Source organism: Muricoccus nepalensis (assembly GCF_006438825.1).
GTDB classification, from domain to species: Bacteria; Pseudomonadota; Alphaproteobacteria; order Acetobacterales; family Acetobacteraceae; genus Roseomonas; species Roseomonas nepalensis.
In genome coordinates this window covers 358422-370640 of record NZ_RCZP01000001.1, presented here as the reverse complement: position 1 = coordinate 370640, position 12219 = coordinate 358422, and the positions used below count along the sequence as shown (strand labels likewise).

Annotated in this window: 11 protein-coding genes and 2 tRNA genes; all 13 read left to right on the top strand. The window is 69.3% G+C overall.

Annotated features, from left to right (window positions below; genetic code table 11):
• Positions 1-63 precede the first annotated feature (63 nt).
• The 13 genes from clpP to nuoF all read left to right on the top strand — a co-directional run bounded on the left by clpP (position 64) and on the right by nuoF (position 12216).
• Positions 64-738 (top strand): ATP-dependent Clp endopeptidase proteolytic subunit ClpP, encoded by a 675-nt coding sequence (gene clpP / locus EAH89_RS01590; protein ID WP_140881003.1) that lies wholly within the window; start codon positions 64-66, stop codon positions 736-738.
• A 190-nt stretch (positions 739-928) separates the two neighbouring features.
• The gene (clpX, locus tag EAH89_RS01585; RefSeq protein ID WP_140881002.1) at positions 929-2185 is read left to right on the top strand and encodes an ATP-dependent Clp protease ATP-binding subunit ClpX; all 1257 of its coding nucleotides are present in this window, start codon (positions 929-931) and stop codon (positions 2183-2185) included.
• Positions 2186-2391: 206 nt separating this feature from the next.
• On the top strand, positions 2392-4812 hold the full coding sequence (gene lon / locus EAH89_RS01580) for an endopeptidase La (RefSeq protein WP_140881001.1): 2421 nt from the start codon (positions 2392-2394) through the stop codon (positions 4810-4812).
• Positions 4813-4932: 120 nt separating this feature from the next.
• Positions 4933-5004, top strand: a tRNA-Val gene (locus EAH89_RS01575).
• Between the two features lie 114 nt (positions 5005-5118).
• On the top strand, positions 5119-5910 hold the full coding sequence (locus EAH89_RS01570) for a hypothetical protein (protein WP_140881000.1): 792 nt from the start codon (positions 5119-5121) through the stop codon (positions 5908-5910).
• A 7-nt stretch (positions 5911-5917) separates the two neighbouring features.
• A complete protein-coding gene (locus EAH89_RS01565; protein WP_140880999.1) occupies positions 5918-6871 on the top strand; it encodes a tetratricopeptide repeat protein in 954 nt (317 codons plus the stop codon).
• 51 nt (positions 6872-6922) lie between these two features.
• Positions 6923-6999, top strand: a tRNA-Asp gene (locus tag EAH89_RS01560).
• A gap of 260 nt (positions 7000-7259) precedes the next feature.
• Positions 7260-7628, top strand: coding sequence for an NADH-quinone oxidoreductase subunit A (locus tag EAH89_RS01555; RefSeq protein WP_140880998.1), 369 nt, complete (start codon positions 7260-7262; stop codon positions 7626-7628).
• Between the two features lie 117 nt (positions 7629-7745).
• On the top strand, positions 7746-8318 hold the full coding sequence (locus EAH89_RS01550; protein ID WP_140880997.1) for a NuoB/complex I 20 kDa subunit family protein: 573 nt from the start codon (positions 7746-7748) through the stop codon (positions 8316-8318).
• A complete protein-coding gene (locus EAH89_RS01545) occupies positions 8311-8988 on the top strand; it encodes an NADH-quinone oxidoreductase subunit C (protein ID WP_140880996.1) in 678 nt (225 codons plus the stop codon). Before EAH89_RS01550 ends, EAH89_RS01545 begins: the two co-directional genes overlap by 8 nt.
• Before the next feature lie 20 nt (positions 8989-9008).
• Positions 9009-10238: an NADH-quinone oxidoreductase subunit D gene (locus EAH89_RS01540; protein WP_140881153.1), complete on the top strand. Its 1230-nt coding sequence runs from the start codon at positions 9009-9011 to the stop codon at positions 10236-10238.
• Positions 10235-10891 (top strand): complex I 24 kDa subunit family protein, encoded by a 657-nt coding sequence (locus EAH89_RS01535; protein WP_140880995.1) that lies wholly within the window; start codon positions 10235-10237, stop codon positions 10889-10891. The genes EAH89_RS01540 and EAH89_RS01535 overlap by 4 nt, the downstream gene beginning before the upstream one ends.
• A 2-nt stretch (positions 10892-10893) precedes the next feature.
• Positions 10894-12216, top strand: coding sequence for an NADH-quinone oxidoreductase subunit NuoF (gene nuoF, locus EAH89_RS01530; RefSeq protein ID WP_140880994.1), 1323 nt, complete (start codon positions 10894-10896; stop codon positions 12214-12216).
• Positions 12217-12219 lie beyond the last annotated feature (3 nt).

The following is a 12219-nucleotide window of genomic DNA, read 5'->3' as shown; positions in this document are numbered from 1 at the left end:
CGGGTGTCCCTCCGGGCAGTGCCATCGGGGACGCGCCTCCTCGCCGGCGGGGAAGGACAAACGATGACTCGCTCAGTATTCGTCGATCGCGATCCGGTGGAACTGTACAACAACCTCGTTCCCATGGTGGTCGAGCAGACCGCCCGCGGGGAGCGCGCCTTCGACATCTATTCGCGCCTGCTGAAGGAGCGGATCATCTTCCTGACGGGTCAGGTCTACGACCAGATGTCGTCCCTGATCTGCGCCCAGTTGCTGTTCCTGGAGAGCGAGAACCCCAACAAGGACATCGCCTTCTACATCAACAGCCCCGGCGGCGTGGTCTCCGCGGGCCTCGCGATGTACGACACCATGCAGTACATCCGCAGCCCCGTGTCCACGGTCTGCCTCGGCATGGCGGCCTCCATGGGGTCCCTGCTGCTTACCGCCGGCGAGAAGGGCAAGCGATTCGCCCTGCCGAACAGCCGGATCATGGTCCACCAGCCCTCCGGCGGCGCCCAGGGGCAGGCGACGGACATCGAGATCCAGGCCCGCGAGATCCTCAGCCTCCGCAAGCGCCTGAACCAGATCTATGTCCACCACACCGGGCAGCCGATCGAGGAGATCGAGAAGAAGCTCGAGCGCGACAGCTACATGTCCGCCGAGGAGGCCCAGGAGTTCGGCCTGATCGACCAGGTGGTGGTGAAGCTGCCCGCGGGCGCGAATGTCGCGACCCCCGCGGTGGAGCCGCCGCGGCCCTGATGGGTGCCCCCGGACCCGCGCCGCGCCGCGCCGATTCGGCCCGGGAGAGCCCCGGGCCGGCCGGCTGGCGCTGGGACGGGGCGGCCTTCACGATTTCGTCCCGCGCTTCCCCCGGGGGGAGGGCGGGGTTATTCTGCCCCCTAAACGCCCCTGTCGCGCCGTATGGCCGGCCCGGGGGCGAGGAGCGCGCATGAGCAAATCCGCCGATTCGAAGAATACCCTGTACTGCTCGTTCTGCGGGAAGTCGCAGCACGAGGTGCGCAAGCTCATCGCGGGCCCGACCGTGTTCATCTGCGACGAGTGCGTCGAGTTGTGCATGGACATCATCCGCGAGGAGCACAAGACGCACCTCGTGAAGTCCCGGGACGGGGTGCCGACGCCGAAGGAGATCTGCAAGGTCCTCGACGACTACGTCATCGGGCAGGAGCACGCGAAGAAGGTGCTCTCGGTGGCCGTGCACAACCACTACAAGCGGCTGGCGCACGGCGCCAAGACCGGCGAGGTGGAGATCGCCAAGAGTAACATCATGCTCGTGGGCCCGACGGGCTCGGGCAAGACGCTGCTGGCCCAGACGCTGGCCCGCATCCTCGACGTGCCCTTCACCATGGCCGACGCGACCACGCTGACCGAGGCGGGCTACGTGGGCGAGGACGTCGAGAACATCATCCTCAAGCTCCTCCAGTCCGCGGACTACAACGTGGAGCGGGCCCAGCGCGGCATCGTCTACATCGACGAGGTCGACAAGATCTCCCGCAAGTCGGACAACCCCTCGATCACGCGCGATGTGTCGGGCGAGGGCGTCCAGCAGGCGCTGCTGAAGATCATGGAGGGCACCGTGGCCTCCGTGCCGCCCCAGGGCGGCCGGAAGCATCCCCAGCAGGAGTTCCTGCAGGTGGATACCTCCAACATCCTCTTCATCGTGGGCGGCGCCTTCGCGGGGCTCGAGAAGATCATCGCGGCGAAGGGCAAGGGGTCGGGGATCGGCTTCGGGGCCGACGTCAAGGGGCCGGACGAGCGCCGCCAGGGCGCGATCCTGCGCGAGGTGGAGCCCGAGGACCTGCTGAAGTTCGGCCTCATCCCCGAGTTCATCGGGCGCCTGCCGGTGATCGCGACGCTCGAGGATCTCGACGAGAAGGCCCTCATCGAGATCCTGACGAAGCCGAAGAACGCCCTGCTGAAGCAGTACCAGCGGCTGTTCGAGATGGAGGGGACGAAGCTCACCTTCACCGAGGACGCGCTGAAGTCGGTCGCCACCCGCGCCATCCAGCGCAAGACGGGCGCCCGCGGCCTGCGCTCCATCATGGAGGGCATCCTTCTCTCCACCATGTTCGAGCTTCCGGGCCTCGACGAGGTGGAGGAGGTTGTCGTCAACAAGGAGGTGGCCGAGACGCGGGCGCAGCCGCTGTTCATCTACGGTGAACGACCGGCGGAGCAGACTAGCGCCTAGCCGGGCGGGCCGTCCCCGCCGGGCGGCCTCTCTCCCTCGGGAGAGGCATCATTCTTGCTATGTCCCTTTCACCGGGGCGCCATTCTCCTGCTGCGGGGTCCGCTGTTGTGAGAGGGGCGCCCCGGTACCACATAGGGCACTCCCCCGTGGCAAGGGGCCGTGCCCGTTTGGGGCGGTCCCGCGCCGACTGTCCAAGTGAGGTCCCGATGGCGGATTCTGATGTGGAGCTGATCAAGGGCGAGGCGCTGCCCGTCCTTCCCCTCCGCGATATCGTTGTATTTCCCCACATGATCGTCCCGCTCTTCGTCGGGCGCGAGAAGTCTGTCCGCGCGCTGGAGACGGTGATGCGGGAGGACAAGCAGATCCTCCTGCTGGCCCAGCGCAACGCCGCCCAGGACGACCCCGGCGCGACGGACCTGTTCGAGGTCGGCACGGTCTCGACCGTGCTCCAGCTCCTCAAGCTGCCGGACGGCACCGTGAAGGTGCTGGTCGAGGGCGGCCGCCGCGCGCGCGTGGTCGGCTGGAAGGAGACCGGCACCCATTTCGAGGCCTTCGCCGAGACGATCGAGGAGGAGGCGCCCGAGCCCCGCGAGGTCGAGGCGCTCAGCCGCTCGGTGGTGAGTCAGTTCGAGGGCTACATCAAGCTCAACAAGAAGATCGCCCCCGAGGTCCTCGTCTCGATCAACCAGATCGAGGAGCCGGCAAAGCTCGCTGACACGGTGGCGGCCCACCTGAACCTCAAGATCGCCGAGAAGCAGGAGTTGCTGGAGACGGTGGGCGTGCCCGCCCGGCTCGAGCGGGTCTTCGCCCACATGGAGAGCGAGATCGGCGTCCTTCAGGTCGAGAAGCGCATCCGGAACCGCGTGAAGCGGCAGATGGAGAAGACCCAGCGCGAGTACTACCTGAACGAGCAGATGAAGGCGATCCAGAAGGAGCTGGGCGAGGGCGAGGAGGGCAAGGACGAGGTCGCGGAGCTCGAGGCCAAGATCAAGGCCACCAAGCTCTCCGCCGAGGCGCGCGAGAAGGCGATGGGCGAGCTGAAGAAGCTGCGCGGCATGTCGCCGATGTCGGCCGAGGCGACCGTCGTCCGCAACTACCTCGACTGGATGCTGACCATCCCCTGGAAGAAGCGCACGAAGGTGCGGATTGACCTGGAGGCCGCGCAGAAGGTGCTCGACGCCGACCACTTCGGCCTGGAGAAGGTCAAGGAGCGGATCATCGAGTACCTGGCGGTGCAGTCGCGCAGCCAGAAGATCCGCGGGCCCATCCTGTGCCTCGTCGGGCCCCCGGGCGTCGGCAAGACCTCGCTCGGCAAGTCGATCGCCAAGGCGGTGAACCGCAACTTCGTCCGGATGTCGCTCGGCGGCGTGCGGGACGAGGCGGAGGTGCGCGGCCACCGGCGGACCTATATCGGCTCCATGCCGGGCAAGGTCATCCAGGGCATGAAGAAGGCGAAGAGCTCCAACCCGCTCTTCCTGCTGGACGAGATCGACAAGCTCGGCGCCGACTGGCGCGGGGACCCGTCCTCGGCGCTGCTGGAGGTGCTGGACCCAGAGCAGAACGGCACCTTCAACGACCACTACCTCGAGGTGGACTACGACCTGTCGGACGTGATGTTCATCACGACCGCCAACTCGCTGAAGATGCCCCAGCCGCTGCTGGACCGCATGGAGATCATCCGCATCCCCGGCTACACCGAGGATGAGAAGATCGGCATCGCGCGGCGCCACCTGATCGCCAAGGTCTCCGAGGCGAACGGGCTGAAGGCCGGCGAGTGGAGCGTGACCGACGAGGCCGTGCGCGACCTGGTGCGCTACTACACGCGCGAGGCCGGCGTCCGTAACCTCGAGCGGGAGATCGGCGGGCTGGCGCGCAAGGCCGTGCGCGAGATCGTCTCGGGCAAGGCGACGAAGGTCGAGATCACCGACGAGAACCTCGGCAAGTACGCCGGCGTGCGGAAGTTCCGCTACGGCGAGGCCGAGGCCGAGGACATGGTGGGTGCCGTCACCGGCCTCGCCTGGACCGAGGTGGGTGGCGAGATCCTGACGATTGAGTCCGTGCTGCTGCCCGGCAAGGGCGCCGTGAAGCACACGGGCAAGCTCGGCGACGTCATGCAGGAGAGCGTCTCGGCCGCGGTGTCCTATGTCCGCAGCCGGGCCACGACCTTCGGGATCAAGCCGAACATCTTCGAGAAGCGGGACATCCACGTCCACGTGCCCGAGGGTGCGACGCCGAAGGACGGGCCCTCCGCGGGCATCGCGATGGCGACGAGCATCGTCTCGATCCTGACGGGCATCCCTGTCCGCAAGGACGTGGCCATGACCGGCGAGATCACGCTGCGCGGCCGGGTGCTGCCGATCGGCGGGTTGAAGGAGAAGCTGCTGGCGGCGCTCCGCGCCGGCGTCGGCACCGTCTTCATCCCGAAGGAGAACGAGAAGGACCTGGCCGATATCCCGGACAGCGTCGGCAAGGCCCTGAAGATCATCCCCGTCGCCCATGTGGACGAGGTGATCGCCCAGGCCCTGGTGCGCCGGCCGGAGCCGATCGACTGGATCGAGCCGGAGGAGGTCACGCCCTCCAAGCCGGCCTCGGGCGACCCGGCGGGGACGGCGCTGCTGCCGCACTGACCGGGCGGCGGCTGGATCAGGGAAGGGGCGTCGGCGAGGGCCGGCGCCCCTTCTCGCGTTCGGGCCGGCCGGCGGGCGGCATGGCGCTGCGGCGGGCGCTGCGCTAGGTTCGCCTCGCGCGGGCGCTTAGCTCAGCGGTAGAGCGCCTCGTTTACACCGAGGATGCCGGGGGTTCGAATCCCTCAGCGCCCATGCCCGCAGGCCGTAATATCGTCGCGGTGTTGCAATATTGTCCTGTTAATCCCCTTGTGGAATGTTTCGTCTGGAGGCCGAATCGGCGGCCGGCTCAGAGGGACCATCCATTCCATGATCTTCCGCAACGGCCTCCTGGCCGCCGTCGCCGCCGTGGCGCTCGGTGGCTGCCTCCAGCAGGGGACCGCCAGCGGCCCGGTCACCGGGGCCGCGGCGGGCGGCACCAGCGTCGGCGGCGGCATCGTCCGCTGCCCGGAGACGCTGGGCACGATCGCCATCGACGACGGGCGGCAGGCGAGCTGGTTCGGCCCCTTCACGCAGCGCACGCAGATCACGACGATCGAGCCGATGGTGCGGCTGATCGTCCAGCAGTCGAACTGCTTCGTCATCACGGCCATGGGCAACGACCGGCTCGAGGGCCGCATGCGCGGCATGATCGGCGACATGCGCAACAGCGGCGAGTTCCGCGCCGGCTCCAACATGCAGCGCGGCCAGCGCGTGGCGGCGGACTACTTCATGGAGCCCGCGATCCTCTTCGCCAACCAGGACACGAGCGGCCTGGGCGCGGGGATCGGCGGCTGGGGCGGGCTCGCCGTCGGCCTGGCGGGCGCCGCCATGTCCAGCTCCTCCACGCAGGTCACGCTCTCGGTGTTCAACATGCGGGCGGGCGTGCAGGTCGCGGCGTCGGAGGGGTCCTCCACCGCCACCAACTTCGGCGCGGTGCTGGCGGGCTTCGGCGGCGGCGCGGCCGGGGCGCTTGGCGGCTACCAGCGGACGCCGGCGGGGCAGGCGACGGTCGCGGCCTTCGTGGACGCTTACAACAAGATGGTCGTGGCCCTGCAGAACTATCAGGCGCAGGAGGTGCGCGGCGGCATGGGCACCGGCGGCCGGCTGCGGGTGAACTGAGGCCGCCGTGAGCGTCGTCCGACTGGCCCTCCTCGGGGCGGGCCTCGGCCTCGCCGCCTGCGCCTCCTCCGGGCAACCCGGCGGCGGCTTCGGGCCCTCGGTGGTGGTCTGCCCGCCCGGGGTTCCGTGCCGGACCCAGTCCTCCCAGCAGGTGACGGCAACCTACGCGCGGGAGCCCGAGCGTCCGACGGACGCGGACGCCTACGCGGGGGAGGAGGTCGGGGCGCTGCGGGACGCCGCCGCCGCCGGGGACGCCCGGGCCGCCTACAAGCTCGGCCAGGCCCAGGAGTTCGGCCTGGGTGGCGCGGCCCGCAGCCCCTCGGCGGCGGCCCGCTCCTACGAGCACGCGGCGGCGGAGGGGCATCCCTGGGCCACCTGGCGCCTGTCCACGCTGGTCGAGCGCGGGGTGGCGCCGGGGGGACGGCGCCGGGCGCTCGACCTCACGCGCGCGGCGGCCGCGGCCGGGCACGCGCCGTCGGCCTACAACCTGGCCGTGGCCTACCAGGAGGGCCGCGGCCTGCCGCGCCACGGCGGCGAGGCCGCGCGCTGGATGACGCGCGCGGCGGAGGGCGGGGTCCCGGAGGCGCAGTACGCGCTCGGGACGATGCTCTTCCGCGGCGAGGGGGTGCCGCGCCAGTCCTACCAAGCGCTGCAGTGGATGCGGAGCGCGGCGCAGGGGGGTGACCTGCGCGCGCAGCGGGCGGTCGGCCGGCTCTACATGACCGGGCTGGAGGAGATGGGACAGGACCTCGGCGAGGCGCGGAGCTGGCTGTCGCTCGCAGCCGGGCGCGGCGACGCGGCCGCGCGGCGTGACCTTGCCGCGATCGACCGCGCCGAGCGGGAGGAGCGGGACTTCCAGCGCGCGCTCGCCCTGCGGCAGGAGGAGACGCGCGCGCTCTGGAACGCCGCGCTGCTGGCCTCCTGGCTCGCGCCGCCGCCGGTTGTCGTCGTGCTGCGCTGAGGCCTGCTTGACACCGCGGGGCGGACCTCATAAACGGCCCCCACGACGCGAGCGGGTGTAGCTCAGTTGGTTAGAGCGCCGGCCTGTCACGCCGGAGGTCGCGGGTTCGAGCCCCGTCACTCGCGCCACGCGACGAAATCGAAGCGCCGCCCCTCACCGGGCGGCGTTTTCGTTTTGCGCGCCTTACCGTGCGGAAGCGCTGTTGCGAACGTCTCGCAACCATTGATTACGCTGCGTTTATTCTGCGGCCGCGCGGCCGGAGCCCTATGGCGGAAGGGGCGCGGGGCCTATATGTAGCGTGCGTTGCGCTGCGGCATCGCCCCAGCGCCCATGGGCGTATCCGGTGCCTCGTTCTGGTCCCGGTCCGCCCGAGAGCACTGAGGGCACGATGACCCAGCCGCTGCTGGCCAACTACTTCCCGATCCTGGTCTTCCTGGGCATTGCCGCGGCGATCAGCATCGCCATGGTCGGGGGTTCCGTCCTGGCGGCGCGCCAGAAGCCGGACTCGGAGAAGCTCTCGACCTACGAGTGCGGCTTCGAGCCCTTCGACGACACGCGGCGGCGCTTCGACGTCCGCTTCTACCTCGTGGCCATCCTGTTCATCATCTTCGACCTGGAGGTGGCCTTCCTGTTCCCCTGGGCCGTGGCGCTGGGCGGGATCGGCTGGCTGGGCTTCCTGTCGATGATGGGCTTCCTGGGCCTGCTGACGGTCGGCTTCGTGTACGAGTGGCGCAAGGGCGCGCTGGACTGGGAATGACCGGCGCTTCGACGCGCGGGAAAACGAGTCGCGCGTAGTCGCGCGGCGAGACGCGGCGGCCCATCCGGGGCGTGCGCGCAGGAACATGACGCGCGGCAACGCGCGGAGGACGATGCGATGAGCGGCGTCAGCGAACCGATGAACGAACCTCAGATCGCCTGGAACGGCAAAGCACTGCCGCCCGGCCCGGAACAGGACGCGCTGCTGCGCGGCGTGACCGACGAGGTCGAGGAGAAGGGCTTCGTGGTCGCCAACCTCGACAAGGTGGTGAACTGGGCCCGCACGGGCAGCCTCTGGCCGATGACCTTCGGCCTGGCCTGCTGCGCCGTGCCGATGATCCACGCCTACATGGCGCGCTACGACCTCGACCGCTTCGGCGTGATCCCGCGCGGGTCGCCGCGGCAGTCGGACGTCATGATCGTGGCGGGCACGCTGACCAACAAGATGGCGCCCGCGCTGCGCAAGGTCTACGACCAGATGAGCGAGCCGCGCTGGGTGATCTCCATGGGGTCCTGCGCGAACGGCGGCGGCTACTACCACTACTCCTACAGCGTGGTGCGCGGCTGCGACCGGATCGTGCCGGTGGACGTCTACGTGCCGGGCTGCCCGCCCACGGCCGAGGCGCTGGTCTACGGGATCATGCAGCTCCAGAAGAAGATCCGCAGGACGGGAACCATCCTCCGTGGCTGACCTCTCCGCGCTCGGCACCGCCCTCACCGAGACCCTGCCGGCGGGCGTGCTGCTGGAGGCCACCATCGCCCGCGGGGCGGAGCTGGCCATCCGCATCCACCGCGACCAGGTGCGCAACGTCATGACGGTGCTGCGCACCGACCCGCGCTTCGCCTTTGAGCAGTGCATGGATGTGTGCGGCGCCGACTACCCGGAGCGCGAGGAGCGCTTCGACGTGGTGTGGAACCTTCTCTCGCTGACGCACAACCATCGCATCCGCGTGGTGGCCCGCACGGACGCCGAGAACGCCGTGCCGAGCGTGACCGCGATCTGGCCGAGCGCGGGCTGGTTCGAGCGCGAGGCCTGGGACATGTACGGCATCGCCTTCGAGGGGCTGGAGGACATGCGCCGGATCCTCACGGATTACGGCTTCAAGGGGCATCCGCTCCGCAAGGACTTCCCGCTCACCGGCCATGTCGAGGTCCGCTACGACCAGGAGCGGCGCGAGGTGGTCTACGAGCCCGTGAAGCTCCAGCAGGACTTCCGCAACTTCGACTTCCTTTCTCCCTGGGAGGGCCTGACGACCCTGCCCGGCGACGAGAAGGTCCACCTGAACCGCATCGCGCCCTCCGAGACCTCGCTGCTGGACAAGCCGCAGGTCGAGGGCCCGGCGGCGGAGAAGCAGCCATGAGCCTGACCACGGCCGAGTCCATGCCGCTTGGCGCCTCGGCGCCAGGGGCCAATGCCGAGACGGCGGCCGAGACGCGCCGCGTCGAGGTGGACAGCCACACCATCAACTTCGGCCCGCAGCACCCCGCCGCCCACGGCGTGCTCCGCCTCATCCTCGAGATGAAGGGCGAGGTGGTGGAGCGCGCCGACCCGCATATCGGCCTGCTGCACCGCGGTACCGAGAAGCTGATCGAGCACAAGACCTACATCCAGGCGATGCCGTATTTCGACCGGCTCGACTACGTCTCGCCGATGTGCATGGAGCACGTCTTCGCGCTGGCGCAGGAGAGGCTGCTCGGCATCGAGGCGCCGGAGCGCGGCAAGTACATCCGCACGATGTTCGCCGAGATCACGCGCATCGCGAACCACCTGCTGAACATCACGACCTACGCGCTCGATTGCGGCGCCATCACGCCCTCCCTCTGGGGCTTCGAGCAGCGGGAGACCCTGCTCGAGTTCTACGAGCAGGTCTCGGGCAGCCACTACCACGCGAACTACTTCCGGCCGGGCGGCGTGGCCAAGGACCTGCCGGACGGGCTGCCGGAGCGCATCCGCGCCTGGGCGAACGGCTTCCCGAAGTTCATCGACGAGGTGGCGGGGCTGCTGACGGACAACCGCATCTTCAAGCAGCGCACCGTCGACATCGGCATCATGACGCCCGAGCAGGCGATGGAGTGGGGCTTCTCGGGCCCCTGCCTCCGCGCCTCCGGCATGGCCTGGGACCTGCGCCGGCAGCAGCCCTACGACATGTACGACCGCATGGACTTCGAGATCCCGGTCGGGCGCCACGGCGACTGCTACGACCGCTACCTCGTCCGCATGGCCGAGATGACGGAGAGCCTGAAGATCATCCACCAGTGCCTCGACCAGATGCCGGAGGGGCCGGTGAAGATCGACGACCGCAAGATCGTTGGGCCGAAGCGGGGCGAGATGAAGCGCTCGATGGAGGCGCTGATCCACCACTTCAAGCTCTACACCGAGGGCTACCACGTGCCGGCCGGCGAGACCTACACGGCGGTCGAGGCGCCGAAGGGCGAGTTCGGGGTGTATCTGGTCGCGGACGGGACCAACCGGCCCTATCGCTGCAAGATCCGGGCGCCGGGCTTCGCGCATCTCCAGGCGATGGAGGTGCTGTCCAAAGGCCACATGCTGGCCGACGCCGTCGCGGTGATCGGCAGCCTCGATATCGTGTTCGGGGAGATCGACCGATGACCGAAGCCGCCGTCGACCACCTCGACCCGAACTGGCGGAACAGCCGCGCGGAGCCCGACCGCTTCGACTTCGACGCCGAGAGCGAGGCGCAGATCGCCAAGATCCTGGCGCGCTACCCGGAGGGCAAGAAGGCCTCGGGCGTCATCCCGCTGCTCTATGTCGTGCAGAAGCAGATGGGGCGGCAGACGGGCAGCGCCTGGGTGCCGCGGATCGCGATGGACCGGGTGGGCGAGCGCCTCGGCATGGCGCCGATCCGCGTCTACGAGGTCGCGACCTTCTACTTCATGTTCAACACGAAGCCGATCGGGCGCTACCACCTCCAGGTCTGCGGGACGACGCCCTGCATGCTGCGCGGCTCGGATGACGTGCTGCGCGCCTGCAAGGACGCGGCGAAGCTGCCGGGCTACGGCCACACGAGCGAGGACGGGCTCTTCACCATGACCGAGGTGGAGTGCCTCGGCGCCTGCGTGAACGCGCCGATCCTGCAGGTGGACGACGACTACTACGAGGACCTGGACTACGACCGCACGGTCCAGCTGATCGAGGAGCTGCGCCGCGGCGAGCGCCCGGCGCCGGGCAGCACCACCGGGCGCCAGACGAGCGCGCCGGAGGGCGGCCCGCTGACGCTGCTTGACGTCCCGGGAGGGGACTGACCATGGCTCTGCAGGACAAGGACCGCATCTTCACCAACCTCTACGGCACCCAGCATTGGGGCCTGCAGGCGGCGCAGAAACGCGGCAACTGGGACCGCACGGCGGAGATCATCGCCAAGGGGCGTGACTGGATCATCGAGGAGGTGAAGCAGTCCGGCCTGCGCGGCCGCGGCGGCGCGGGCTTCCCCACGGGCCTCAAGTGGTCCTTCATGCCCAAGTCCAACCCGGACGGCCGGCCCTCCTACCTCGTCGTGAACTGCGACGAGTCCGAGCCCGGCACCTGCAAGGACCGCGACATCATCCGGCACGACCCGCACACGCTGGTCGAGGGCTGCCTGATGGCCGCCGTGGCGATGAACGCCTCCGCCGGCTACATCTACGTGCGCGGCGAGTACTACAACGAGCACCTCATCCTGCAGGCCGCGATCGAGGAGGCCTACGCGGCGGGGCTGCTCGGCAAGAACGCGGCGGGGACGGGGTACGACTTCGACCTCTACGTCCACCGCGGCGCCGGAGCCTATATCTGCGGCGAGGAGACGGCGCTCATCGAGTCCCTGGAGGGCAAGAAGGGCATGCCGCGGCTGAAGCCGCCCTTCCCGGCGGCGGTGGGCCTCTACGGCTGCCCGTCGACGGTGAACAACGTCGAGACGATCGCGGTGGTGCCGGAGATCCTGCGCCGGGGCGCGACCTGGTTTGCGGGCTTCGGGCGGCCGAAGAACTCGGGCACGAAGATCTTCTGCATCCAGGGCCACGTGAACAAGCCCTGCAACGTGGAGGAGGAGATGAGCATCCCGCTGCGGGAGCTCATCGAGCGCCACGCGGGCGGCGTGCGCGGGGGCTGGGACAACCTCCTCTGTGTCATTCCCGGCGGCTCCTCCACGCCGCTGCTGCCGAAGCACATCTGCGACGACGTGCTGATGGATTTCGACGCGCTGCGGGAGCACAAGTCGGGCCTCGGCACGGCGGGGGTGATCGTGATGGATAAGTCCACGGACCTGATCCGGGCGATCGCGCGGCTGTCGAAGTTCTACAAGCACGAGAGCTGCGGCCAGTGCACGCCCTGCCGCGAGGGCATGGGCTGGGTGAGCCGGGTGATGGACCGCATGGTCGAGGGCCGGGCCGAGATCGAGGAGATCTCGGTGCTGGAGGACGTGACCAAGCGCATCGAGGGGCACACGATCTGCGCGCTCGCCGATGGCGGCGTCTGGCCGGTGCAGGGGCTCATCCGCCACTACCGGCCGATGATGGAAGAACGCATCGCCGCCTACAAGGCGCGCATTGCCGCACCCATGGCCCCGGCGGCCATGCCGATGGCGGCGGAGTAGGAA